The organism is Sorangium sp. So ce204 (assembly GCF_051526795.1).
In the GTDB taxonomy this organism is placed as follows: domain Bacteria; phylum Myxococcota_A; class Polyangia; order Polyangiales; family Polyangiaceae; genus Sorangium; species Sorangium cellulosum_B.
Genome location: NZ_CP150317.1, coordinates 5415059 through 5439322, shown reverse-complemented (window position 1 = coordinate 5439322; position 24264 = coordinate 5415059). Strand labels below are relative to the sequence as shown.

Annotated in this window: 19 protein-coding genes; 12 read left to right on the top strand and 7 right to left on the bottom strand. The window is 73.9% G+C overall.

The annotated features are described in order from the left end of the window. Positions 1 to 51 precede the first annotated feature (51 nt). The 3 genes from WMF22_RS20160 to WMF22_RS20150 all read right to left on the bottom strand — a co-directional run bounded on the left by WMF22_RS20160 (position 52) and on the right by WMF22_RS20150 (position 4858). The gene (locus WMF22_RS20160) at positions 52 to 1608 is read right to left on the bottom strand and encodes a protein kinase domain-containing protein (RefSeq protein ID WP_437300673.1); all 1557 of its coding nucleotides are present in this window, start codon (positions 1606 to 1608) and stop codon (positions 52 to 54) included. Positions 1609 to 1661: 53 nt separating this feature from the next. Further along, positions 1662 to 3251 (bottom strand): 3,4-dehydroadipyl-CoA semialdehyde dehydrogenase, encoded by a 1590-nt coding sequence (locus WMF22_RS20155; RefSeq protein WP_438036740.1) that lies wholly within the window; start codon positions 3249 to 3251, stop codon positions 1662 to 1664. A gap of 116 nt (positions 3252 to 3367) precedes the next feature. Then, positions 3368 to 4858, bottom strand: a complete 1491-nt coding sequence (locus WMF22_RS20150; RefSeq protein ID WP_437300671.1) for a TolC family protein — start codon at positions 4856 to 4858, stop codon at positions 3368 to 3370. A 161-nt stretch (positions 4859 to 5019) separates the two neighbouring features. Between WMF22_RS20150 and WMF22_RS20145 the strand changes: the two genes are divergently transcribed. After that, a complete protein-coding gene (locus WMF22_RS20145; protein WP_437300670.1) occupies positions 5020 to 6066 on the top strand; it encodes a hypothetical protein in 1047 nt (348 codons plus the stop codon). A 15-nt stretch (positions 6067 to 6081) separates the two neighbouring features. On the opposite strand, the gene WMF22_RS20140 is transcribed toward WMF22_RS20145, so the two are convergent. Beyond that, the gene (locus WMF22_RS20140) at positions 6082 to 7569 is read right to left on the bottom strand and encodes a hypothetical protein (protein ID WP_437300669.1); all 1488 of its coding nucleotides are present in this window, start codon (positions 7567 to 7569) and stop codon (positions 6082 to 6084) included. A 140-nt stretch (positions 7570 to 7709) separates the two neighbouring features. Here WMF22_RS20140 and WMF22_RS20135 point away from each other — a divergent pair, with 140 nt between their 5' ends. The 8 genes from WMF22_RS20135 to WMF22_RS20100 all read left to right on the top strand — a co-directional run bounded on the left by WMF22_RS20135 (position 7710) and on the right by WMF22_RS20100 (position 15824). Then, positions 7710 to 8249: a hypothetical protein gene (locus WMF22_RS20135; protein WP_437300668.1), complete on the top strand. Its 540-nt coding sequence runs from the start codon at positions 7710 to 7712 to the stop codon at positions 8247 to 8249. A gap of 39 nt (positions 8250 to 8288) precedes the next feature. Next, positions 8289 to 10724, top strand: a complete 2436-nt coding sequence (locus WMF22_RS20130) for a DEAD/DEAH box helicase (RefSeq protein ID WP_437300667.1) — start codon at positions 8289 to 8291, stop codon at positions 10722 to 10724. 224 nt (positions 10725 to 10948) lie between these two features. Then, complete coding sequence (locus WMF22_RS20125) at positions 10949 to 11638, top strand: hypothetical protein (RefSeq protein ID WP_437300666.1); 690 nt, start codon at positions 10949 to 10951, stop codon at positions 11636 to 11638. 594 nt (positions 11639 to 12232) lie between these two features. Further along, positions 12233 to 13582: an STAS domain-containing protein gene (locus WMF22_RS20120; protein WP_438036739.1), complete on the top strand. Its 1350-nt coding sequence runs from the start codon at positions 12233 to 12235 to the stop codon at positions 13580 to 13582. Between the two features lie 23 nt (positions 13583 to 13605). Then, the gene (locus WMF22_RS20115) at positions 13606 to 14001 is read left to right on the top strand and encodes an STAS domain-containing protein (protein WP_157906757.1); all 396 of its coding nucleotides are present in this window, start codon (positions 13606 to 13608) and stop codon (positions 13999 to 14001) included. After that, a complete protein-coding gene (locus tag WMF22_RS20110) occupies positions 13982 to 14767 on the top strand; it encodes an anti-sigma regulatory factor (RefSeq protein WP_437300664.1) in 786 nt (261 codons plus the stop codon). Before WMF22_RS20115 ends, WMF22_RS20110 begins: the two co-directional genes overlap by 20 nt. After that, complete coding sequence (locus WMF22_RS20105; RefSeq protein ID WP_437300663.1) at positions 14764 to 15348, top strand: SpoIIE family protein phosphatase; 585 nt, start codon at positions 14764 to 14766, stop codon at positions 15346 to 15348. The genes WMF22_RS20110 and WMF22_RS20105 overlap by 4 nt, the downstream gene beginning before the upstream one ends. After that, complete coding sequence (locus WMF22_RS20100) at positions 15345 to 15824, top strand: ATP-binding protein (RefSeq protein WP_437300662.1); 480 nt, start codon at positions 15345 to 15347, stop codon at positions 15822 to 15824. Before WMF22_RS20105 ends, WMF22_RS20100 begins: the two co-directional genes overlap by 4 nt. 51 nt (positions 15825 to 15875) lie before the next feature. Here WMF22_RS20100 and WMF22_RS20095 read toward each other — a convergent pair whose 3' ends face one another. Further along, complete coding sequence (locus WMF22_RS20095) at positions 15876 to 16901, bottom strand: tetratricopeptide repeat protein (RefSeq protein ID WP_012236238.1); 1026 nt, start codon at positions 16899 to 16901, stop codon at positions 15876 to 15878. Positions 16902 to 17185: 284 nt separating this feature from the next. After that, complete coding sequence (locus WMF22_RS20090; protein WP_437300660.1) at positions 17186 to 19099, bottom strand: L,D-transpeptidase; 1914 nt, start codon at positions 19097 to 19099, stop codon at positions 17186 to 17188. A 284-nt stretch (positions 19100 to 19383) separates the two neighbouring features. Here WMF22_RS20090 and WMF22_RS20085 point away from each other — a divergent pair, with 284 nt between their 5' ends. The 3 genes from WMF22_RS20085 to WMF22_RS20075 all read left to right on the top strand — a co-directional run bounded on the left by WMF22_RS20085 (position 19384) and on the right by WMF22_RS20075 (position 22429). Continuing rightward, entirely contained in the window at positions 19384 to 20733 is a 1350-nt protein-coding gene (locus WMF22_RS20085) for a hypothetical protein (protein ID WP_437300659.1), read from the top strand. A gap of 122 nt (positions 20734 to 20855) precedes the next feature. After that, the gene (locus WMF22_RS20080; protein WP_438036738.1) at positions 20856 to 22127 is read left to right on the top strand and encodes a hypothetical protein; all 1272 of its coding nucleotides are present in this window, start codon (positions 20856 to 20858) and stop codon (positions 22125 to 22127) included. A 53-nt stretch (positions 22128 to 22180) separates the two neighbouring features. Beyond that, a complete protein-coding gene (locus WMF22_RS20075; protein ID WP_231864921.1) occupies positions 22181 to 22429 on the top strand; it encodes a hypothetical protein in 249 nt (82 codons plus the stop codon). 17 nt (positions 22430 to 22446) lie between these two features. On the opposite strand, the gene WMF22_RS20070 is transcribed toward WMF22_RS20075, so the two are convergent. After that, complete coding sequence (locus WMF22_RS20070; RefSeq protein WP_438037273.1) at positions 22447 to 24162, bottom strand: hypothetical protein; 1716 nt, start codon at positions 24160 to 24162, stop codon at positions 22447 to 22449. Positions 24163 to 24264: the final 102 nt, after the last annotated feature.

Sequence of the window (24264 nt, the reverse complement as noted above, 5' to 3'; positions counted from 1 at the left end):
GCGCGAGGCGTCGGCGCCCGTCACGGCGGCCAGCGCCCGAGGCGCGAGGCGTCAGCGGCTCAGGAAGAAGGCGAGCACCCCGAGCGCCAGCCCGAGCACCAGCGCCAGCGGCACCACGAGCTTGACCATCCACAGGTCCGTGGGGCGCGCGGGCGGGCGGCGGTCGCGCCGGACCGGCGCCGGCGCGATCTCGATGACGTTCTCGGTCGAGGACCGCGAGGGCGGCCGCGGCGGCGCGGCGGCGGCGGTCGCGCCGGCGCCTCGCGGCGCCTCCGGCCTGGGGGACGGCGCGCGGGCGCCCGCGGCGGGGAGGAGCGGCCCGAAGTCCTTGCGATCGTGGATCACGACGTCGCTCGCCGGCGGATCGCTCGTCGGCGCGACGAGCCGCCGCACCGCGGGGAGCGTGCGCGAGAGGTCGTCCGACGTCGGCCCGGCCGGCGCCTCGCGCGGGAGGGGGATGCCGGGGAGCGTCGCGGCGAGCGACAGGATCGCGCTCGACGGCGGCCCGTCCGTCAGCGACGCCTCGCGGAACACGGACTTCGCCAGCACCTCGCCCCGCTGCGCCGGCGGCGGCAGATCGCCCTCGCGCAGCGGCGGCGCGGCCGTCATGGAGCTCCGGAGCGACGGCGGCATCGCCACTTCGAGGGTCGGCGCGTCCTCGGGCGCGCTCGCTCGGGCGGCAGGGAGCAGCGCGTCGGACAGGTGGGGGAGGAGCCGCTCGAGCTCGTCGCGCAGCTCGGCCGCGCTCTGCTGGCGCTGGTTCGGCCACTTCGCGAGCGCGGTGAGGATGATCGCCTCGAGGGCAGGGTGGATCTGCGGCAGGAACTGGCTCGGCGCGGGCGGCGGCTTCCGGAGGTGATCCATCGCCACCTCCCACGCGACGGCCGTGGGCGGGAAGGGGAGCCGGCCCGTGACGAGCAGGAACAGGAGCACCCCGCACGCGTACACGTCGCTGCGCCCGTCGATGACGTCGCCGCGGCACTGCTCCGGGGACATGTACGCGGGCGTGCCGACGACCACGCCGACCGTGGTGACCGAGCCCCAGACGCTGATGGGCGCGCTGTTCGGCCCGTCGTCGCCGCCGCGGGTGTTCCTCTCGACCATCTTCGCGATCCCGAAGTCGAGCACCTTCACGCGCTCGACCGACGGATCCGCGGGATCCCGCATGACCATCACGTTCTCGGGCTTGAGATCGCGGTGCACGATGCCCCGCGCGTGGGCGGCGGCGAGGGCGTCGGTGATGCCGATCAGGAACCGCGCGGCGCGGGCCTCGGAGAAGCGGCGCTCGGCGAGCAGGACCTCGAACAGGTCCTGCCCGGCGACGAGCTCCATCACGATGTACGGCAGGTGCCCTTCCACGCCGGAGTCGAGGATCTGCACCGTGTTCGGGTGGTGGAGGCGCGACGCCGCCTTCGCCTCCCGGTAGAAGCGGGTGACGAACGTCTCGTCGCCGAGCAGCTGCGGGTGCATGATCTTGATGGCGACGTCGCGCGGCTCCGCGTCCTGCTCGCCGCGGTAGACCGCCGCCATCGCGCCCTCGCCGATGAACCCGGTGACGCGGAAGCGCCCTGCGATCGTCTTGCCGATGAGTTGCGGGCCCGCGCTCATGAGCGAGACTTCACCATAAAGTCCACGGAAAGAGCTACCCCGGCCTTCGCGATCTACGGCCTCGCCGGCGCGGGGCGGGGCTCGCCCTTCGCCCCGAGGATCGCCTCCAGGATCGGCCGCGACCCCTGCACGGCGGTGCGCTGCGAGTAGAAATGGAGCCCGCGCAGGCCGCCGAGCTCCTCGCCGCCGCCGGCGCGGCCCGGGCCGCCGTGGATCGTCTGAGGGAGGACGGTGCCCGGGCCGGGCGCCTGATCGGCGATCTTCTCGCTGCCGAGCAGGACGCGGCCATGGTACGGCGCGACGCCGATCAGCACCTCCGCCGCGAAGGCGCGGTCGTCGCTGTAAACGGAGCAAACGAGGCTCCCGCGGCCCCGGCGCAGCAGCGCCACGGCGTGCGCCGCGCCGCCGTCGTACGGGAAGAGCGTGGCGACGGGGCCGAACACCTCGTGCTCGTGCGCGGCGGGCGCGTCGTCGGGGCCGCTCGCGACGAGCAGCGTCGGCGGCACGAAGTACCCCTTGCCCGGGGGCACCCCGATCGCCTCGAAGGGCCCGGCGCCGCCGAGCGCCACCGCGGCGCCCGCCGCGAGGCGCTCGATGCCCGCGCGCACGCCGCGGAGCTGATCGGACGTGGTCAGCGGACCCACCGTGACGCCGTCCTGCGCGGGATCGCCGACGCGCGCATCGCGGAGGCGGTCGACGAGGTCGTCGCGCACGGCGTCGACGACGGCCGCGGGCGCGAAGATGCGGCGGATCGCCGTGCACTTCTGGCCGGCCTTCTGGGTGATGTCGCGCGCGACGTCGCGCAGGAACATCGCGTACGTCTCGGAGCCGGGGACGGCGTCGGGGCCGAGGACGGCGCCGTTCAGGCTGTCGGCCTCGACGTTCACGCGGACGCCCTCCCGCACGAGGCCCGGCATCAGCCTGAGCGCGGCGCCGGTGGCGCTCGATCCGGTGAAGGCGAGGACGTCCTCGCCGCCGAGGTGCGCGAGGAGATCGCCCGGCGGGCCGGCGACGAAGGAGAGCGCGCCGCGCGGCAGCGGGGCGCGCTCGGTGAAGAGCTTCATCAGCCGGAGCGCGACGAGCGCGGTGCTGGTCGCGGGCTTCGTGATGACGGGCATGCCCGCGAGGAGCGCGCAGGCGGCCTTCTCCGCGAGCCCCCACGCGGGGAAGTTGAAGGCGTTGATGTGCACCGCGACGCCGGGGCGCGGGACGAGGATGTGCTGGCCGAAGAAGCGCGGCGAGCGCCCGAGCTGCACGCCGTCGCCGTCCGTGAGCAGCCGCGCGTCGCCGAGCTGGGCGCCGAGGTCGGCGTAGTAGGCGAGCGTGCCGATCGCGCCGTCGATGTCGAACTTGGCGTCGCCGCGGGTGTTGCCGCCGTTCCGGATGGCGACGTCGATGAGCGCGTCGCGCTCGGCGTGCGCGGCGCGCGACATGGCGCGGAGCAGCTCGCCGCGCTGCGCGAACGTGAGCTCGCGCAGCGCCGGCCCGCCCTCGGCGCGCGCGAACGCCACCGCGGCCGCGAGATCGAGGCCGTCCGTGCTCGTCTCGGCGAGCGGCTCCTCGGTCGCGGGGTTGACGAGCACGTGCGGCGCGCCCTGGCCGGCGCGCCACTGCCCTTCGACGTAGCTCTCGAGCCGCTCCATCGGGCGCGTAGCCTACTCGCGCGGTCGCTCGGCACAACCCTCGCGCGAGGTCGTGGCCGCGCTCGGCGCGCGCCGCGCCGCGGCCGCGCTCGGCGGGCGCACGTCCTGCGCGCACCTCATCTGCACGAGGCGGACGCGAGCAGCGCGGTGATCTTCGCCTTCACCACCTCGAACTCCCGCACCGCGAGATCGAGCTCGGCCTCGCGCTGCCTGCGGCCGGACTCGACGAGATCGAAGCTCGTCGCGGTGCCGGCCTCGAACGCGACCTGCGTGAGGCGCGCGGTCTCGCGCGCGAGGTCGCGCGACTGCTCGGCGACCGCGCGCGACTGCTCGGCGACGGCGACGCCCCGGACCGCCTGGGTCGTCTCGAGCCCCGCGGTGCGCTCCACCGCCCCGAGGCGAACCCGCTGCTGCTCGACAGCGGCCCTGCTGATCTGGAGATCGCCGTAGCGCGCCCCGCCGTCCCAGATGGGGACGGTGAGCACGGCGCCGATGGACCACCCCCAGGACCGCGCCCTCCGGGTGGACTCGTCCCCGATCGCGGTGCGGGCGCTCAGCGTGCTCGACAGATCGACGTACGGGGCGAACGCGAGCTTCGCGTCGGTGAGGTTGCGCTCCGCGATCTCCAGCTCGGCCCGGGCGGCGCGGACGTCCGCGCGCTGATCCGAGCGCGCCTCGGCGCACTCCGATTGCACCTCCGCCGCGATCGCGTTCAGCGAGAAGCCCTGCGGGACGCCGACCTCGCCGCGCTCGCCCAGCACGGCCCCGAGCGTCTCCCGCGCCTTGCGCAGCGCCTCGTCGCCGGACACGAGCGTCGCGCGGGCGAGGGCGACGTCCTGCTCCGCGCGGACGACGTCGAGCTTCGTGCCGGTGCCGAGGCGCTCGCGCCGCCGGGTCAGCTCGAGCCGCTCGAGCGCGCTGCGCAGCCCGACCCGGTTGATCTCGCTGACCCGCTCGGCCGTGACGATCGAGACGACGGCGTCCGCCACCGCGCCGACGGTGACGCGGCGGCGATCCTCCAGGCTCAGCTTGGCGACGTCCACCGAGCGCCTGGCGGTGCCGATCCCGTACCAGGCGCGCGGGGCGAGGATGGGCTGGCGGAGCGTGAGCGACGCCGACGCGGTCGTCGGCGCATCCTCTATCGCCCCCGCGCCCGGCTCCCCTGGCGCGGGGAGCGAGGGGCTCACGCTGCTGCCGCCCGCCAGCTCGTGCGTCACGTCGCCGCGCGCGTCGAGGCTCGGGAGCGCCGCGGCGAGCGCCCGCCGCGCGACCCCCTCGGCGCGGGCGACCTCCTGCACGGCGATGGCGAAGTCGACCGACCGCTGTTCGATCATCGCGCGCGCGTCGTTCCAGCTCGCCAGCGTGCGCGCCGGCGGGGGGACCGGCGCGAGCGCCGGATCGTTCACCTCGATGCGCTGCGGCATCGCCGCTGGCGCGGCGGCCGCCGTCGTCGGGGCCGTCGCGGGCGCCTGCTGGCCCGGCCGCTGCTGAGCTTGCTGGGCCGGTCGGCCCTGGGGAGGCGCCGGCTGCGCGAGGGCGACGCCTTGGCACAGGGCGAGGACGGCGAGGTGGCTGACAGCGACCATGCGGAGCCGGCGATGGGGCATGCGCGTCTCGATGCGCCGGACAGGGCGCGACGACAAGCCCGAAGCGGGCAGGGGCGCGCTCCCGCCCTGTGCGCGTGTGCGAAACCGTGCGCGCGGCGAGCCCGCGCCGTGCGTCAGGTCGTGGCGACGAACCGAGGATGCGCCACTATTCTGGACCACCGATGCCAAGCCGGTTGCCCCCGATCGACATCTGCCTCGGCTGCGGGACGCGGCGGCGATGTGGCCCCGCGGACCCTTGCGCTCGCTGCGGCGAGCCGCCTCACCGCGCCGTATGGCGGCGGTCCGAGCCGCGCGGCGCGTCGCCGAAGATCGAGCTGTTCCTGAGCGCGATCACGAGCGGGTTGCTGCTCGCGTACACGGCGCTCTACGGGCTGCTCCTCTCGGGCCTGGCCGGGGCCGCGGACGACTCCCTCGCGGCCGCCGCGCTGTTCGCGGCGAGCGTCCTGCTCGGCGCGAGGCTCGCGCGGTGGATCGTGCGGTCGCTGTTCGATCTCTGGGGCACGACGTGGGCTTACTGCTCGGCCGACGGCGCCCGCCGGGGGACCGTGCGCGCGCTCCTCGGGTGGTACGGCGCCGGCGAGGGCGTGAGCCTGACGGGGTTCCACCCGACGAGCCCGGGCTCGACGCTCTTCTGTTCCTCGGACGCGATCGAGGCGGGGCTCCCCGTCGTCGCCGCGAACCTCTCGCGCATCGCGGGGGCGAAGGGCGGCGACGCGTTCTCGCCGTTCGAGGTGCTGATGCTCAGCGCCTTCACGGGCCTCGTCGCGCGCGGCGAGGCGACCATCAGCAGGGCCACGGCGGTGCGCTGGCGGAAGGGCTGGCTCGGCGCCGCGCGGCGCGGCGCGGCGAAGCCGGTGTTCACGATCGAGCGCTCCGGCGATCGCGAGGAGGGCAGCGCGATCGAGCGCGAGATCCTCTCGGCGCTGCAGGCGAAGGCGGACGGCCTCGCGCTCCTCGCGGAGCCCTCGCCGCCGGGGGGCTACCGCGACGCCGCGTGGCGGCCGCCGCCCGCGCGGCTCTGCATCGAGGAGGTGCTGTGCCCCCGCGCGCTCGCGCTGGCGGCGAGGGCGCTCCGGAAGGAGCCCCGCGGCGGCGCGCCGGTCGCGGTCGCCGCGGCGCTCGACGAGTTCGGCAAGCGCGACCCCGCCCGGATGAGCCACCTCCGCGTGCTGCTCGCGGAGCAGCACCGCCGCGCGCTGTCAGCGTGAGCGGCGCCGCGGCGCTCAGTGCCAGACGCCGATGCCGGCGCTCACGCTGTCATAGCGGGGCGCGAAATCCATCGACGCCTGCAGCGTCAAGGCGGTGTCCGGGATCAGGCCCCAGAAGGTCGTCGAGAGCACGCGGACGTCCGCGCCGAACGTGAAGTGCTGCCGGCCGACGCGCCCGCTCCCCAGGCGGCCGAAGCGGTTCGGCTCGTAGTAGCTGCCGAACCGCGTGTGCACGCGGCCCGGGATCGGCTCGGTCTCGATCCCGAACCGCGGCGAGAAGCTCACGTGCGCGCCCGAGGTGCCCACCGCCGACGGGCCGTGCTCGCTCCCGGGCTGCTTCTGCGCCAGGAAGCGCTCCAGGCTCACCCCGTTCGACACCGGGCCCGTGACGAGGAGCTCCGCCGTGATGAGCAGGTGCTCGCGCGGCCAGTTCCAGTAGCGCGCGCGCCGCTCCGCCTCGAGGACGGCCGGCCCCGCGGCGAGCTCGCGCTCGTCGGCGGCGCGCTCGCGCGCCCTCTCCGCCGCGAAGACGCGCTCGCGCCGCGCGCGCTCCTCCGGGTCGTCGATGGCGCGGAGCTCGCGCTCCCTCCGCTCTTCCCGCGCGGCCTGCCTGCGCGCGACCGCCTCGCGGAGCTCCCGCTCCTGGACGCGCGGGTCGATCCACGCCGGGTTGAGCGGGCGCGGTCCGACCTGCACGGCGAGGCCGATCTCGAGCTCCCAGGGGAGGACGACCTCGTTCGGCAGGATCAGCCCGCCGGCGCGGCGGACCTGCCCGTCCATCACCACGCCCTCGCCGAGCAAGCGGCCGCCGTTCACCGGGAAGCGGAACGTGGCGCCGAGCCGGTAGGACGCCCAGTCGGGGCGCACGAGCACCCCGAGCTCCGGGGAGATGCCCGCCATGGTCAGGTCGGTCTGCTCGGCCTGGAGGTTGAGCGTCACCGCGCGCGCGCCGGCGCCCAGCACGAGCGCGTCGCCGAGCAGGCGGACCCCGCCGAGGAAATGGTACTTGCCGATCACGACCGTGGTCTCGGCGCCGGCCTCGTCCGTCAGGGAGTACCGCTGCAGCTCGGCGTTGACCCCGACGCCGAAGTCGCCCGCCTGGAGCTGGCCGCCGAGGGTCAGGTACACGAAATTCGAGTAATCGAGATCGATGTCGCCGCTGTTGTCGAAATCGTTGTTCTCGAAGAGCTCGATGGGCAGCGAGATCGACGCGGCCACGTCCCACTCGAACCAGCGCATGCTGAACGGCTCGCGGAGCGCGGGCGCCGCCGCGTTGGCGACCATGCCGGCGATCCCCTCGGCGTAGCCGGCGTAGGCGCCGGCGATCCCGGTCACGCGCAGCGGCGCCAGGATGGGCCCCTGGAAGAGGTCGATGGTGTAGGCGTTGTCCTGGAGCGGCTGAGCCAGCGCGGCCCCGGGCGGGCCCAGGACGAGGGCCAGCGCGGAGAGCGCCGCAGCGGATCGGCGAGCGATGATGCGGAGCGCCGCGGTCCTGTCGGTCACCTCGCGCTGCTCCCGTCCAACAGCATCTCGTCGCGCCCGCCGCGAGGTGATAGCACTGGCCCGCGCGGAAGGGACCGTGGAAGCGGGGCCCGACCGTCGGCGGCCGCGCACCCCTGCCCGCCCTAGGAATCGCAGCTCCCATGCCCGCTCAAGCTCCCGCGCCCATCGCTCCCGCCCCGGCCGTGCCGGGGACCGGGGCGGGAGCGCCCCCTCCTGGAGCGCGGCGCCGCCCTGGCGGGCCTCGCGCCCGTGGCCGGCGCATCGCGCTGGTCGCGTACTACAGCTTCGCCGCGCTCATCATCACCTCGTGCACCCTCCAGCTGATCCGGCAGGTCTTCTTTCTGCCGGCCGCGCCGTCGCCCTACGCGAGCTGCGAGGAGGGCCTCCTGGCGCTCGTCCGGGCCGTCGAGCGCGCCAGGGAGGCCGCCCCCGGGACCGACGGGGAGGACGCCGCCCTCGCCCGCTTCAGGAGCACGCTCGCTCCGGCGTGGACCTACCGGGACGGAGTGGCCGCCTCGTGCCGGGGCTCGGCGGACAACGAGCGCGCTCTCGACGCCATCGAGCGGCTCCGCTATGCGGAGGAGCACGCAGCGCGGCGCGAGGCAGGCGATCTGGCTCCGCTGCGGCGGCGGGTCCGGGCGATCGTCGATGGCCAGCTTGGGCCCGCGTCCCCGAGATAATACCCCGACGCGGCGATCACGCAGGACGATATGACCGACATGACCGTTCCTTCTCCCCCTGCCGCAGTGGCGGGTGAAGCGCCGACCGGCGACAAGCCCCAGCCGCCGCCTACCTTCGATGTGCTCCCCCTGTCGTCCGAGCTGCGCGAGACCCTCGCGGAGATTGGCTACGTCCACCCGACGCCGGTGCAGCTCGCCGTCTGGGAGCCGGTGACGCGCGGGCGCGACGCGGTCGTGCAGGCGCGCACCGGCACCGGCAAGACGGCGGCCTTCGGGCTCCCGATCGTCGATCATGCCGTGAAGCGCTCGCTCGCGCAGGCGCAGGTGCTCGCGCTGTGCCCGACGCGGGAGCTCGCGCTCCAGGTCTCGGCGGAGGTCGAGCGCCTCGGCAAGCGCAAGGGCATCAAGGTGGTCGCCGTCTACGGCGGCGCGCCGATGCAGCGGCAGATCGACGCGCTCGCCGCGGGCGCGCAGGTCATCGTCGGCACGCCGGGCCGCGTGCTCGACCACCTGCGCCGCGGGACGATCGTCGCCAAGCACATCCGGCTGCTCGTGCTCGACGAGTGCGACGAGATGCTCTCGATGGGCTTCGAGCGCGAGCTCACCGCGATCCTCGCCGAGCTGCCGCCGGAGCGCCAGACGCTCTTGTTCTCGGCGACGCTCCCGCCCGACATCGAGCGCATCGCGCGCAGCAAGCTGCGCTCGCCCGAGTTCATCACCCTCTCGGGCGACGCCGTCGGCGCGCTCCAGATCCAGCACTACGTCTACCTGATCACGGGCGACAAGCTGACGTCCCTCGTCCGCATCATCGAGGTCGAGAACCCCGAGAACGCGGTCGTCTTCTGCAACACGAAGGACGAGACCGAGGCGGTCGCCGGGGCGCTGAAGCGCCAGGGCTACGACGCCGACTGGCTGAACGGCGATCTGCCGCAGTCCGATCGCGAGAAGGTGATGAGCGCGACGCGCGAGGGGCGCCTGCGCTTCCTCGTCGCCACCGACGTGGCCGCGCGCGGCATCGACATCTCGCACCTCACGCACGTCATCAACTACGATTTCCCGCAGGACGCCGAGGCGTACGTGCACCGCACCGGCCGCACCGGCCGCGCGGGCCGCACCGGCACGGCGATCGCGCTGATCACGCCGCAGGACGTCGGGCCGCTCTACATCCTCCGGCTGACGTACAAGATCCGCCCGCTCGAGAAGCAGCTCCCCACGGAGGGGGAGCTCAAGACGCGCGCCGAGGCCGATCTCGTCGCGATGCTCGCCGAGGCGTTCCTGTCGAAGGGCACGCACCGCGACGATCTCTCGCTCGCGCGCCGGCTGCTCACGCACGACCAGGCCGAGGCGATCGTGGCGGGCCTGCTGCGCGATCACCTCGGCGCGCGGCCGACGGCGCAGGAGGAGGCGAGCGCCGCGCGGCGCGCCCAGCAGCCGCAGCGCGCGGCGGCGCGCGAGAGCGAGGGGCGGGGCACCGATCCGTCGACGAAGCCCGAGCCCGCGGCGCGCGGGCGGGCGGCGCGGGAGGCGATCCCCCGCGCGGCCGACTCGGCCGAGCCGCGCTCGCCCGAGACGGAGCGCAGCGAGCGCGAGCGCGAACGCGAGCTGGCCCGCGAGGGCGATCGGGACCGCGGGCGGGAGCGCGATCGGCGATCGCTGCGCCTCCGCCGGGACGAGGGGCGGCGAGGCCCTCGCGGCGCGGACGCGCCCGGGGGGGAAGAGCCGCGCCGGCCCGAGGGGGCGCGGGCGCGCGATGACGGCCCCGTCTCGGTCGAGCCGCTCACGCGGCCGGAGCCGCTGATGCGGATCGAGCCGCCGCGAGCCGAGGGCGGGCCGGGCCGCGGCCCGGCGGAGCGCCTGCGCGATCGGCCCGCCGCGACGCTGCTGTCGGCGCGCCGCGGCGCTGGCGCCGCTGGCGCTGCTGGCGCCGCGCCGGGCAGGCCTCAGGGCGGCGCGTCGGGACAGCCGTTCTCGCGCCACGCCGACTTCACCATGTGGCAGCCGCCCGAGGAGGAGGGCGACGACGAGCCGATCCTCGGCGAGCCTCCGTCTCCGGCGCCCGGCTCGCCGGTGTCGCGCGGCGGCGAGCGCGAGCGCGCGAGCGGCGCCCTGCCGTCGGCCACCGGCGAGGCCGCGGTCGAGATCGAGAGCGGCGAGGCCGGCGAAGCGCCGCGCGCCGAGCCCTCGCGCGACGAGGCGGACGGAGAGTTCGTCGAGGTCTTCATCAACCTCGGCCGCCGCGACGGCGCGCGCGCGGCGGATTTTCAGCGCGCGCTCATCGAGCGGGGCGGGATGGCCAAGGGGGACATCCGGCGCATCCGGGTGCGCGAGCGCAACGCGTTCGTCAGCGTCCCGAAGGCCGAGCTCGCGCGGGTCGTGGCGACGCTGAACGGCGCGACGATCGCGGGCAAGGAGGCGCGCGCGGAGCAGGCTCGGGAGCGCACGTCAAGCGCCGAAGAGGTGGCGGAGGACGCCTGAGCGCGGGTCGCGCGGATCGACGCAAGAGCGTCTGTCCGCTGCCACATGGCGGCGGAGCGGGCTCCACGCGGGCGTTTCAAGCGGTTCCGCGCGGCGCACGACACCGCCTGGCGGCGCAGGTCGATGGTACGTCGGTGGGGGCTTGCGTGCGACGTCGTCCAGGCGTCGCCGCTCGGCGCGCAACGCGCTAGCCAAGCTCGCCCACTGGTCGTATCACGGAAGGGATGGGGCGCAGTGGAGCGGAGGACATCGACCGGCTTCGACGGGACATCGATCGAGCGCTTGCTGACAAGCTCGATGCGGACAGGGTGCTCCCGCTGCTCGCGCGCCTGGCCCGCGCGACGGCGCCCGGGAGCGAGCCGTGGCTCTACGCGCACCGCCACCTCGCGGAGATGGGCGTGGAGCACGATCCGTGGCGCGCCGCGCTCTTCGCGCGCCGCGTGCTTCAGTTCCACGAAGAGGACGACGGCGCCTGGGCGGTGCTGGGCCTGGCGCAGTCGCTGCTCGGCAACTACCGCTACGCCGCGCGCGCCTACGAGCGCGCGCTGGCCATCGCGCCCGAGAACCCCTGGTACGCGCACAACCTGGGGCACCTCTACGACGTCGCGCTGAACCGCCCGCAGGACGCCTTGCCGCTCCTGGCGCAGGCCACCGAGGCGCAGACAGGCGAGGCCGACATCGCCGCGAGCTACGCGCACGCGCTCGCCCGATGCGGCAAGCTGGTGCTCGCCAAGAAGATCTTGAAGCGCGCCATCCGTCACGGGGCGACCGCGGACCAGATGGCGCTGTGGCGCTGGCTCGACGCGGGCGCCCCGACCACGGGCGAGAGCGGCCCGGACCCTCAGCGCCCGGCCGACTCGAAGCGCAAGGCCAAGCGACGGCGCGCTCGCGAGCGTCAGAGCCTCGGCGATTGAGGTGGAGCGACCCGCGCGCGGCTGTGATCACGCAATCCGCGCAGGTGACCGGCGCGCGTCGTTATGGGCGGAACCTCACGTGAGCTTGGACCCTCTCCATCCGCACACCCGAGGAGCGGAAGCAGGAGGTGCGTGCCGACCGAGCTCGGCTGCGCTGCGGCGCGGCATAAGCTGCTTCTGGCGTGCTCGATCGTGACGCGGGGCACGGGCGCGTTTGTGCGGGCACGGGCTACCTCGGCTGGGCGACGGTGGATGCCGTCGCCACAAGCGACACGCATGGCTGACGCGAAGCTTGACGGTGGGTTACCCGGTTGGCGATAAGCTGTGTTTCTCGACTGGTGCTGGACACGGTCCCCGCCTGGGACAGGGCACCCTGCGAGGAGAAGAAATGAGCGTCACGAGCGTGCAAAGGACGGACAGGACGGCGAAGAGCCACGCGCTCTCCGTGGCCGTCTCGCTTCGCCCGCGCGGCTCATCCTCCCGGCGCGCGCATCTGGAGCAGTCCTGCAAGGGGATTCGCCGCGCCGCGCACCGGAGGGACGCGCTGCCTGGCGCCACGCACGGCGCGCGCGGGCTTACGACGGGGAGTTCGCGATGAGCGAAGAAGCTCTGCGGCAAGAGATTGCGAGGCTCACGGAGCGCGTCGCGACGCTCGAGCAGCAGATCGAGGGGCACGAGCGCGCGGCGAAGGAGCAGGCCGCGCAGCTCGACCGGGCGACGCGCGAGGCGCGCGAGCGCGGCGAGCAGCTGGCCCGAGCGGACGAGGAGCTGCGGCGACAGGCTGGCATCTTCAAGCTCGTGCTCGACAGCATGGCGGACGGCGTCGCAGTCGTTGACGACAGGGGCGAGCTCCTGATGCGCAACCCGGCCGCGGAGCACATGCTCGGCCGCGCGCCGCTCGACCTCGCCTCGGGGGACGACGTGGGGCCCGGCGACGCCACGCTGTTCTTCCCCGATCGCGCGACCCCCTGGCCGATGTCCGAGCACCCGCTGTCGCGCGCGCTGCGCGGCGAGACGGTCGATCAGGTCGAGCTCTTCGCGAGGAAGTCCGCCGACCAGGACGCGCGGGTCGCCCGCCGATCCAACGGCATGACGGGCGGCGCGATGCCGACGCTCGCGCCCACCGCGGGGCCGCAGGGGGACGACGTCGAGCCGCGGTCGGTCCGCGTGCCGCCGGTGTTCTCCGAGCCGCGCATCGAGACCGGCCCGGTGTCCGGCCTGTTCCTGACGGTCAGCGCCAGCCCGATGCGGGGCAAGGACGGGGCGATCTCCGGCGCCGTCGCCGTGTTCCGCGACGCGACCGAGAAGAAGCGCCTCATCGAGGATCTCGAGGCGAAGAACCGCGACCTCGTGGAGAGCGAGAGCGCCAAGAGCGAGCTCGTCGAGCGGCTCCGTTACGCGATCGACGAGATCTCGACGCCCATCCTCGAGCTGTGGGACGACGTCCTCGCGCTGCCGATCATCGGCGTCGTCGACTCGCGCAGGAGCGCCCAGATCATGGAGCGGCTGCTCGACGAGATCGTCCGCCGCCAGTCGCGCTACGTCATCATCGACGTGACGGGCGTCGAGGTGATCGACACGCGGACGGCCGACCATTTCATGAAGCTGATGAAGGCGGTCGAGCTGCTCGGCGCGCGGTGTCGGATCACCGGGGTCAGGCCCGCCGTCGCGCAGACGATGGTGGAGCTCGGCATCAACCTCGGCACCGTGCGCGCCGCGCGCAACCTCAAGCACGCGCTGCGCGAGAGCATGGCGCTCGCCGGCCAGAAGCCGACGCCCGCGTCCCTCATGGGGACCCGCCGCGGCGCGGCCAAAGACAACGAGAAGCAGACAGGACAGCCGTACACACCTGGCGGCCCGCGGGCCGCCTTCGATCCGTCGGGCAGCGGTGCAATGACCACGACACAGCTGCAGCTCAGCGCGAGGAAGGAGACGTCCACTTGATGCAAGCGGGTAGGGTCCCCATCGTGGGCCTCTTCGGGAACTTAATCGTCTCGGTGCAGGGCGGGCTCACCGACGGCCAGGTGGAGCAGCTGCGCGACGACGTGACCGGGTCGATCGAAGCGCGATCTCCCCGCGGCCTCATCGTCGACCTCTCCGGTGTCGAGATTCTCGATAGCTATCTCACCCGCGCCATCCGTGACATCGCGCTCACGGCCCGGCTGATGGGCGTCCGGACGGCGGTGTGCGGCTTGCGCCCCGCGGTCGCGATCGCGCTCGTGGAGATGGATCTCGAGATCCCTGGCGTGGTGACGGCGCTCAACCTGGAGCGCGCCGTCGAGATGCTCGCGCCGTCCGCGGAGGACGACATGATGCCGCCGGAGCTCACGAACGAGGTGTCGCATGAAGATCCCTCCTCGTGACGGACCGCCCTCCAGCGGCGGCGCCACGGGGCCGCCGTCGAGCCGGTCCAGCGGACCGGTGTCGACGCGCTTGCCGGGTACGCCGCAGTCGGGGCGCGGCCCCGTGCCGTCGTCTCCGCAGATCGTCGGCCGCTCGATCACCGATCAGATCGAGACGGTGCTGGCGCAGTTCCTCTCGCCCGCGGTGAGGAAGAGCGTCATCGACTGCGGGATCCGGCAGGCGAAGGTCGATCCGCTGGTCGCGCGCGAGGGTGATCTCCGGCGCCTCCTCGTCGAGGTCAAGCGCGGGGTGAAGCTGTTCGTCCGCGACCAGGCGCAGCTCGATCGGTGCATCTCCGAGCTCGGTGAGCTCGATCACGCGGCCCCCGCGCCGCGCGAGATCACCATTGATGTGCGCAACGAGGAGGACGTGCTGCGCGCGCGGTCAGCCGGCCGCGAGCTCTGCATCGAGCACCTCGTCAGCGACGTCCTGCAGACGAAGATCGTCACGGCGATCTCCGAGCTCGGGCGCAACATCGTCAGGTACGCGGGCAGCGGGCAGGTCGTCGTCCGCTCGCTCACCTCGCCGATGCGCGCGATCGAGATCGTCGCGCAGGACAACGGGCCTGGGATCACGAACCTGCCGGAGATCCTGAGCGGCAAGTACCGCTCGCGTCACGGCATGGGCGCGGGCCTCCGGGGCACGAAGGCGCTCATGGATGCGTTCGACGTCAAGACGGCGCCCGGCGCGGGGACGACCGTGACGGTCAGGAAGTACCTCGGATGACGGTCGCCATCGGGACCGCGTGCTGCGTCGCCGCCGGCGAGGAGATCGCCGGCGACGAGGTGGTGGTGGTCCGACAGTCCCCGTGGGTGCTGATCGGCCTCGCCGACGGGCTCGGCCACGGTCCCCACGCCGCGCAGGCGGCTTCCGCGTTCTGCCGCTACGTGGAGGACCACGCGTCGATGCCGATCGAGGATCTCTTGACCGGGGCAGGGGAGCAGCTCGCGTCGACGCGCGGCGCCGCGGCTGCGCTCCTGCGCATCGACGAGAGCGTGGGCGAGCTCGAGTTCTCGGGCGTCGGCAACATCGCGATGAAGGCGATCACGCGGACGGCCATGCCGAGCTTCTGCTCGGCGGGGATCCTCGGGCGGCGCGTGCGGCGGCTCCGCAGCTTTCGCTTCCCCATATCGCCTGGCGATGTCGTGCTGCTCCACTCCGACGGGATCTCCAGCGGCTTCGATCTCGGCGCGTTCCGCGACTTCGACCCCGAGGAGATGGCGCGCCGGATCGTCGACGCCCACAAGAAGTCGTTCGATGACGCCACGTGCGTCGTCGCCGTGGTCCGCGACAGGGGCGCGGCGTGACGCAGCGGTCCCCGCCTGCGTTCAGCATCCCCGTCACGCGCGAGGAGGATCGCTTCGCCTGCGCGGCCGAGGGCGCGCACATCGCGCGCTGGGCAGGGCTCTCGGAGCGCGCCCAGCACGAGCTCGCGATCGCGATCGCCGAGCTCGTGTCGAACGCGGTGCGCCACGGCGGCGGCGGGAGCATCAGCATCCGCGCGATCCGCGACGACACGCAGACGGGCGGCGGTCGGTGGGGCGTCGAGGTGATCGTGCGCGACTCCGGCCCAGGCCTGGACCCGAAGCTGGCGCTGCTCGAGGACGTCGGGCCGAAGAGCGATCGCGGCCCGTCCTCGTCGAGCTCCGCGCGGCTGACGCCGAGGATGCCCGGTCAGGGGCTCGGCGTCGGGCTCGGAGCGGTGCATCGGCTGATGAGCTCCGTCATCATCCGTTCGTCACCCGGCATCAGCACCGAGATCATCGCCGTCAAGTGGAAGTGAGCGCCGCCCCGCACGCGGCGCGGCGGTCGTGGCGAGGAGCGCCTCGCCCGATCAGTTGAGCTCTTTCTCGGTCCGCTCGTTCTGCTCGGCCTCGAGGAACGTCGCGGTGATCTCGCGCTCGAGCGCCAGGTTGATCTCGCGCTCCAGCGCCTCGATGCTGCCCGCGAGGCGGGCGACGTTGAGGGCGTAGACGAAGACCCGCGCGCACGGGTGGACCTCGGCGCTGCCGCGGAGGCCCCGCTCGCGCTCGTCGGCGTTGAGGCCGTCCAGGAGGACCAGCGCGCGGGGATCGACGCCCTCGGCGACGAGCTCCATCCCGGGCACGTCGGAGATGTAGAGCTCCGCGCCCTCGACGTAGCGCCGGAGCACGGGGTTGAGCGCGGCGACCGTCTTCTGGGCCAGCGTCACGAAGCCCTCGCGGCTCGGCGCCCAGGGGGGCATGCCGAGCTCGACGTCGAGCTCGCGGGAGCGCAGGAAGGCCTGCGTCGCGCCGCGGACATCGCCCCGCTCGTCGCGGATGAGGCCGAGGTAGTAGTGGGCCTCGGCGTGCCGCGGGTCCTTGAGCGCCGCCTCCTCGATGAGGGCGGCGGCCTTGTCGGCCTGGCCGATCTCGTAGAACGCGCGGCCCACGAGGAAGGTGTGGTTCGGGTTGTCGTAGGGGCCCTCGGGGATCCTCGCCGCGACCTGGGCCGCCTCGTCGAGATCCCCCTTGCCGAGGAGCGCGTCGAACTTCAGGAGGAGCGCGTCGATGATCTCCTCGTCGACCTCGGCCAGATCCAGCGCCTGGTCGCACATCTCGATCGCCTGGTCGAAATCGCCGAGCGGGTGGATGTAGACCTCGGCGGCGTTGAGCATCGCCTCCAGGTAGGTGTCATCGAGGGCGATCGCCTGGCGGTACGCCTCGATGGCTTCCTCGCCCTCGCCCTCGAGGGCCGCGACGAAGCCGAGCAGGTTGTGAGCCTCCGGCGAGTTCGGATCGAGCTCGAGCGCCCGTCGGGCCGACGCCTCTGCTCCGCGCGTGTCCCCGCGCTGGACGAGATCCCACCCGCGGTCGAGGTGCGCCGAGAACTGGTCCATGGCGGCTCCACAAGTGTGCGAAGGGGAGCCCCGAGTCAAGAGGGAGCCCTGTCAAAGCGACCGTTCGAGCTGTTCCGGGCACGGCCCGCCCGGATTTCCAGCAACCGGCGGAGGCAGGACGGCAGGCGGCCAGGCTCGCCAGGTGGGTCCAGGCGAGGCGCGGCTCCGGCGCGCGCTCGTACCCACGCGTCGCGGCGAGCCCGGTCCGACCGCTCCCGCGCGGCCCGCTCGATGGGGAGCGTACTGTGTTGCTGCGTCCTCGGCCGCGCGGCCGCGCGGCCCGCTCACTCGTGGATGGACACGAGCGTGCCGCGGTTCTCCGGCGTGGCCCAGACCCCGTGCCAGCCGCGCGGGAGCCTGGGCTCGCTCCAGAAGAAGACCTTCTTCGCGTCGAGCGGCGAGAGGTTCACGCAGCCGTGGCTCATCTCCCGGCCGAAGTTTCCGTGCCAGAAGGCGCCGTGGAGGGCGTACGAGCCGTCGTAATACGCGACGAACGGCACGTCCTCGATGCTGTACGGCAGATCGCCCGCGACCGTGCCGTCGCCGTCCATCGTTGTCGCGATGTGCTTCTCGCGGATGCGGAACACCCCCGTGGGCGTGGCGTGGTCCTTCTTCTTGTCCTTCGAGCGCCTCCCCGGCGAGACGAGCGCCGCGAAGACGGGCTTGTCGCCCTCGATCGCGACGAGCGTCTTGCGCGACAGGTTCACGTCGATCCACTTCTCGCCCGGCGCGAGATCCGGCGGCGGGGCGCCGAGATCGGTGTACGTCCCGTCGGCGCCCTTCATCCACCAGCCCTCGGTGGTCTTCCGGTACACCGTCGACCTGTGGGTGTGGCTCTCGCCCGTGAGGCCGAACGCCGCGAAGCGCTCGAGCGAGCCGGCCACGGAGACGGACTTCTTCTCGGCGTCGAACTGGTATTTGCTCGCCGACTTCGCGAGGATGAAGCCGACCGACTTCGCGCCCTCGGGGAAGTCGATGCCCTGCGAGGCCGGCGGCTTGATGATGTACATGCGGTCGCTCGGCGCGACGAGGCCCGCGGTCGTCTTGTACCAGCTGCGGCCGTTCCACCCGAAGGTCTTGTCGACCGCGACGAAGAAGCCCTTGACCATCCGCTTCGCGACCGTCGAGTCGGCGTCCTTGTCGAGATCGGCGAGCGTGACGTTGAGCGGCCTGCCCTTCTCGTCGACGTTCTCCCACCAGGGCTTCTCGGGCTCCTCCTCGACCGGCGCCGGCGCGATGCCGAGCGACGCGGCCGCGGCGACGGCCGCCGCCTTGTCCTCGACTGCAGCCGGATCCGCGGCGACGGCGGCCACCGGCGCGGAGCTCGCGGCGGCCTCGGCGCTCGCCGCGGCGCGCGCGGCGGCCGCCGCGGCGACCTCCTTCTCGGTCTCCTCGTACAGCGCCTCGGCGCGCTGCTTCTCCTCTTCCTTCCGCTTGCGCTTCGCGGAGTCGAGGTACGGCTCGTAGCGCGTCATCTCGTCCTTCGAGGGGACGGAGCGGTAGAGCGGCGTGCCGTGGGTCGTGTTGAAGGCGTACTTGTACGGGAGGACCTCGTCGAGGTTCGGCGGCGTGATGCCGAGGCGGACCTGGGGGTTCGACAGGTCCGTCGTGGCCGACCTCCCGCAGACGTAGCCGCCGTCGAGGAGGCGGTACCAGCCCTTGGCGCAGCTCCCGCCCTTGATCGGCTTCGGATCGACCGGCACCTTGCCGCCGAGCCGGATGTAGCCGAGCCGCTGCTTGGAGAACTCCATCGTCGGATAGACCGACGCTTGCGGCATGATCGAGCCGAGCAGCGGCCCCGTGTACGGCGTGTCGGGCGCGGGCGGCTCCGGGGCCTCGGAGGGCGCGGTGGCCGGGGCCTCCCTGGGCGCCTCGGCGGACGCGGCGGCGCGCGCCGAGGACGCGGGCGCGGGGCGGGGGAGGGACGATGTCCGCTCGGGCGGCGAGTCGCCTTCGGTGGAGGGGCCGGGAGGGGCCTCGCCCTGGCAGCCGCTCGCCCACGCCGCGGTGCCGGCGAAGGCCGCCGCGGCGATGAACCCGAGCGCGCTGGACACGAGCGAGGTGCGCGCGCCGCCGGCGCGTCCGGCGCCAGGCGCCGGTTGCGGGTTCCGCAGGTCGTCGGTGCGGACATTGCCGCTGCCGTGCGATCGTGCGGGGTCCTTCTGCCCGCGGGGGCGGGGCGCCTGAGAGCGGTTCATCGCATCCACAGCGTTGGGCGAGGACCGGCCTTCCCGATCCTCGCGGTCTGATGATCGACCCGTAGGGTCGGGTCGGCTCGGCGGTCTTAGTACCTGGTCACTCACGTGTCGATCCACTTCTCTGCGGAGCGCGCGCCCCTCGAGCTGACGACGGCGGACGCCGGGGCAGGCGACATCGCATGACCATCGCTTGAGCGAACGACGTGCCACGACGCCGCGACGCGCGGCGCGGCCGCGCTCCGGGGCATGGATGCCGTTCGGACGGCTGCTGCTAGGGTACCGCCGTGGCGGAACGGACCCCGGGGCGTGGCTTGAACAACACGACGGAGGCCCAGCGCGTGGGCCGTGGCACCGCGGTCGTCCCGCTCGTTCGCGCCGCGTCCAGGCGGGCGCTCGTCACCGCGGCCGTCGTCGCGGCGCTCCTGCACCTGCCCCTGCTCCCGACCCCGCTGTTCGCGTGGCTCGACGCGATGTTCGCGCTCCGGGGCGAGCTGGCCGACTACGACGCTGGCGAGACGATCGTGCCGATCGATCTCGATCTCCTCGCCGACGACCCCAGCGCGGTCGCGGCGGCGCCCTCCGCGAGCGGCGGCGAGGGGGCGCCTTCCGGGGCGGGCGCCGCTGCGCCCGCGACGCCGCCCGCCGCGTCGGCGAGCGCCTCGCCGGAGGCGCCGGACGCGGGCGCGCCCGAGCGGCCGCGCCGGAAGCCGCCAGGCGACGCAGGCCCGGACGCGTCTGGCGACGGGGGCACGGAGAACGACGGCGACCCCCCGAACCTGCGGACCCCGCTGAGCGCCGCGGGCGCGCCGGGCAAGCTCGCGTCGAAGGACCCGAACGTCCAGGTGCTCATCGCCGGCGACCGGCTCCGCAACCACGAGCTCGGCGCGTGGTTCGGCCGGATCCTGACGACCATCCCCCAGTGGCAGTCCTTCTTCAGCGACACCGCCGTCGACCCGATCCGGGACATCGACCACCTCCTCATCGCCGGGCCGCAGCTCCGCGACTCCAGCAAGGTCGTCGCCGTCATGGACTACCGGGCGCCCGAGGAGACCATGCGCGCGGCCGTCGACGTCATCGTGCAGCGGTCGAACGGCTCGTGGATCGAAGACGCCCCCGTCCCCGCCGCGCGGGCCACCGCCGACCGCAGCAAGCGCATCTTCGCGATGGTCCCGGACCGGCGATTGCTCGTGGTCCTTCCCGCTGCTGAAGAAGATCAGCTGTCCAAGTTGAAGTCCATGAAAGGATTCAACAAATCTTCGACGGCGGGCATCGTCGTCTCGATGCTCACGCCCGCGAACGCGTTCCGCGGGGTCCAGGCGGTCCCGCGCAGCCTCGCTTGGATGCGCCTCACCGTCACGCCGACCAAGGACGGGGGCGCGGACCTCGCCCTCACGGCGGGCGATGAATCCGCTGAAGATGCGCTGGTTCACGCGCAGGAGCTCACGAAGACCTTGAACGCGATCCGGACCATCGACCTGGGGATCACGAGGATCGATGTGGTGGATGAGATCGCCTTCAACACCGACGGGAAGGTCATCTGGTCGAAGCTCCACGTCACGAACCGGCAGCTGAAGCTGATCATGGGCTTCGTGGAGAAGGCGCTCCTGGAGCAGGGCGGCGCGCGGAAGCCGTAGCGCGCGGGGCGAGAGCGGCCGCGCCGGGGTCACGGGGGCCGTGCCGGGGCGGAGCGCGGCCCGGGCCGCGCGGAACACTAGCCAAAGCGGCGGCGTTCAGTTAATCCGACCAGCCCGCGCCGATGACGCCCGAACACTCTCCGTACGCCGTGCTCGATGAGCTTGCCGGACACCCCCGCGGCGACGACCTCGCGCGGGTCGTCCACACCGCGGCCTTTGCCGCCGCGGACGAGCGACGGACGACCCTGGAGGGCGGCCTCGCGGAGCTCGTCGACCGGGCGGGCCTGTCGGTCGCCGACGCGGAGACCCGGTTCGGCAACGTGGTCCGGGCGCTCGAGCGCGGCACGAGCGAGGGCGCGGGGAGCGCGACCCGTGTGCTCCTGGCCACGCTGCTCGCGCGCGGGGTCGCGCTCTCGCCGCCCGACGGGCCGGAGGCGGAGGGCCGCGTCGCCGAGGCGCTCGTCTGGCTGGCGACGTACACCTCCGTCGACGCGCTGACCGCGCTGGACGCCGCGCTGGGCGAGCGCGCCGCGGGCCTCTGGCGGTCGATCGCCGCGCTGGTCCGGCGCGCCGACCAGGGCGCGCTGCCGCAGCTCGGCCGGGCGGGCGCGATCATCGCCGCGGCGGCGCTGCGGGGGAGCCCCTCGCCCGATGCGCGCGCCGAAGCCGCGGCGCTGGTGGACGACGTGCGCGATCCGATCGTGCGCTCGCTGCTGCGCGACGCGCTGTCGCCCGCCAGGCGGCCGAGCCGCGCGCCGAGCGCCAGCGGGGCCGCGCAGGAGAGCGCCGGGGCGACCGGGGACGAGAGGTGGGCGCCGGAGCGCGACGGCGGGGCGACGGCGCGGCTCGCGGGCGAGCTGTCACCGCCGCCGCGCGGGCCGGTGGCGCTCGTGCTGCTGGCGGCGACGGGGATCCTGCTCGTGATGCACGTCCTCCGGCTCGCCGGGCGCTTCCTTCTGCGGTACCGCCGGCCCGCCGCGCTGGAGGTCGGCCCGAAGGGCGTGACCGTCCGGAGCCGGACCGAGCTGTTCGGCCGGACGCTGAAGGAGCGGGAGACGTACATCCCGGTCGAGGCGCTCCTCCGGGCGACGCGCGAGGTGCGCTACCCGCGGCTCGCCCTCTACGCGGGGCTCGTCGCGCTGGGGCTGGGGACGTACCTGGGCGTGTCGCTGCTCGTCGACGGCGCGCGCGCGGGCTCCCCGGAGCTGCTCGGCATGGGCGCGCTCGTCTTCGCCTTCGGCGCGGCGCTCGACTTCGGGCTGTCGCACCTGGAGACGGCGACGCGCGGCCGCTGCCGCGTGGTGCTCGTCCCACGGAAGGGCCCGGGGGTCGCGCTCGCGGGGATCGAGCGCGACGCTGCGGACCTCGCGCTGGGCAAGCTGCCGCGCGCCTGAAACTTGGCCGGATCGCGCCGCCTCCGCTAGGCCGATCGGGCGAGGTGATGGCGATGCGCTCGAAGACCGAAGCGATGGCGGGGCTCAGGCGGATGCTGCACGACATGCTGACCGCGCGGGAGGGCGGGGAGAGCGCTCCCCGCCTGGCGCGGGTGAAGGGCTGCGTGGACGGCGCGATGCGCGCGCTGCTCGACAGCGGGCAGGCGACCCGGCAAGAGCTCCTCGATCTCGTGGCCGCGGAGCGCGCGCGTGTGAGCGGCCCGGCGACGGCGGAGATCCGCGCGGTGTCGCTGAGCGCCTGACGGCGCGGCGGCGCCGATCACGGCCGCGGGCAGCTCTGGTTCGTGGCGAAATCCCAGCAAGCGCCGCTCACCCCGGCCGCGCCGCCGCTTCCGGGGGAGCCACCGAGACCGGCGGAACCGCCGTTGCCAGCCGTGCCTCCAGTGAACGGCACCTCGGCGGCCGCGGGGCTCGGCGTGACCTTGTAGGCGATGCCCACCGCGTGGCCGCCTCGGCCGCCGCCGCCAGGGCCGCCATCGCCGCCCGCACCGCCCTTGCCACCCATGCAACCCGCGAGCGAGCCAGCGCCGGAGACGCGACTCCCCCCCTTGCCCCCCATGCCGCCCTCGCCGCCGGGGCTTCCACCTCCGCCCTCGCCTCCATGGCCCGCCTTGCCGACGGCGATGGTCACATCGGTCAGCGCCAGCTTGGTCCCCAGGCTGAGGATCCCGATGCTCGACCCACCGGCCTTGCCACCGCCGCCTCCCGTCCCACCGCAGCCGCCGGCCCCGCCGCCGCCGCCGCTGGCGCCCGCGCCGTCGATGTAGCCACCCCCGCTGGACATGCAGAAACGTCCTGCTTTCGCGCCGCCGCCTCCTCCTCCGCCTTGACCGCGCGTCCCGCCGACGCCTGTGCCGCCGTCTCCTCCGGTGATGCTGGCCAGCGTCAGCGTTGTGCCGTTGCCAGCTGTGCCAGCGCCGCCAGAGGCGCCCCTCGCGCCGCTCGCGCCGTCCCTGCACTCCACCGTCTCTCCCGTCTCTCCGGTCTGCCCGTGTCCGATGCCGCCGATGCCGGATGCGGGCGGGGAGGCCGCACCAGGCGTGCCGTCGCTACCGGTCTGCCCGCGCCCTTCATCCACAGCGGGCTGTCCACCCAGGCCGCCGACGCCGCCGCTCGTCTCGCCATCCGCGCAGGTCGTCACGCCGGGCTGGCCGCTGTAGACCGCCACGAGGCACGCGCTCGAGACGTCCTCCAGCGCGTCCGCGCCATCCTGCACGACCTCCGGCGTCTCGCCGCTCGCGCCGTTCACCCCGTTCCCCGCGATCACGTCGACCTGCTCGAGCTGCGCGTCGATGTCCGCGACCGCCACGCCGATCGACGACCCGCCCGGAGCCGTCGCGTTGGCCGCGCTGATCGTGAAGCTCCGCACCCGTGCCCCGCCCGCTTCCTCCGTCAGCGTGAGCGCCACCTTGTTCGCGGGCCCGTCGATGGCGCTCCGTGCCGCCGGGCTCCACGCCCAGCCCGCGCCGCAGTCGAAGCCGCCGATCACCTCGACGGCCGCCCTGACCGTGACGCTCTCCGCGAATACGCCGCTCGAGCACGCCAGCACCCGCTTGCCGTTCGCGTTCGCGAGCGCCTCCGAAAGCGACGCGTACGGCCTGGCCTTCGTCCCATCTCCTTCGGACGCCGCGCCCGCGCTCGCGAACACCGCGCACCGGTCCACCACGGTGCTCGCATCCTGGGTCGGGTCCGGCTCGCACGTGGGGCCAGGGCCGTTGCCGCCGCCCGTCGGCTCGGAGGGGCAGTACCTCGAGTCTTCCTTGCAATCCTCGACGTAGGACAGCGGCCAGCACCCGGCGAGGTGCAGCGCCGCGACGGCCGACGCGGCGGGGAACAGCCACAGCGAGAACGGGACGCCGATCCGCCGCCGCGCGGCGCGCCGCGCGGGCGCACCGGCCTGACCCTGCGCTCCACCGGACGGCGCAGGGGATGCGTTGCTCACCGCGTTGCTGCTCGTTCGTTCCGTCGCTCTCATCATCCCAAGCCTTTCCTGTGACGCTTCGCTCTGCCTGCGGATCCTCGCAGAAGACGCACCCGCGCCCTGGCCGCGCCGACCCAGGAGCATACCCAGTCGGCG

Excerpts from the sequence above, each read along its gene's own strand:
- WMF22_RS20160 (WP_437300673.1), bottom strand. The coding sequence starts at position 1,608 with ATGAGCGCGGGCCCGCAACTCATCGGCAAGACGATCGCAGGGCGCTTC.
- WMF22_RS20155 (WP_438036740.1), bottom strand. The coding sequence starts at position 3,251 with ATGGAGCGGCTCGAGAGCTACGTCGAAGGGCAGTGGCGCGCCGGCCAG.
- WMF22_RS20150 (WP_437300671.1), bottom strand. The coding sequence starts at position 4,858 with ATGCCCCATCGCCGGCTCCGCATGGTCGCTGTCAGCCACCTCGCCGTC.
- WMF22_RS20145 (WP_437300670.1), top strand. The coding sequence starts at position 5,020 with ATGCCAAGCCGGTTGCCCCCGATCGACATCTGCCTCGGCTGCGGGACG.
- WMF22_RS20135 (WP_437300668.1), top strand. The coding sequence starts at position 7,710 with ATGCCCGCTCAAGCTCCCGCGCCCATCGCTCCCGCCCCGGCCGTGCCG.
- WMF22_RS20130 (WP_437300667.1), top strand. The coding sequence starts at position 8,289 with ATGACCGTTCCTTCTCCCCCTGCCGCAGTGGCGGGTGAAGCGCCGACC.
- WMF22_RS20125 (WP_437300666.1), top strand. The coding sequence starts at position 10,949 with ATGGGGCGCAGTGGAGCGGAGGACATCGACCGGCTTCGACGGGACATC.
- WMF22_RS20120 (WP_438036739.1), top strand. The coding sequence starts at position 12,233 with ATGAGCGAAGAAGCTCTGCGGCAAGAGATTGCGAGGCTCACGGAGCGC.
- WMF22_RS20110 (WP_437300664.1), top strand. The coding sequence starts at position 13,982 with ATGAAGATCCCTCCTCGTGACGGACCGCCCTCCAGCGGCGGCGCCACG.
- WMF22_RS20105 (WP_437300663.1), top strand. The coding sequence starts at position 14,764 with ATGACGGTCGCCATCGGGACCGCGTGCTGCGTCGCCGCCGGCGAGGAG.
- WMF22_RS20095 (WP_012236238.1), bottom strand. The coding sequence starts at position 16,901 with ATGGACCAGTTCTCGGCGCACCTCGACCGCGGGTGGGATCTCGTCCAG.
- WMF22_RS20090 (WP_437300660.1), bottom strand. The coding sequence starts at position 19,099 with ATGAACCGCTCTCAGGCGCCCCGCCCCCGCGGGCAGAAGGACCCCGCA.
- WMF22_RS20080 (WP_438036738.1), top strand. The coding sequence starts at position 20,856 with ATGACGCCCGAACACTCTCCGTACGCCGTGCTCGATGAGCTTGCCGGA.
- WMF22_RS20075 (WP_231864921.1), top strand. The coding sequence starts at position 22,181 with ATGCGCTCGAAGACCGAAGCGATGGCGGGGCTCAGGCGGATGCTGCAC.
- WMF22_RS20070 (WP_438037273.1), bottom strand. The coding sequence starts at position 24,162 with ATGAGAGCGACGGAACGAACGAGCAGCAACGCGGTGAGCAACGCATCC.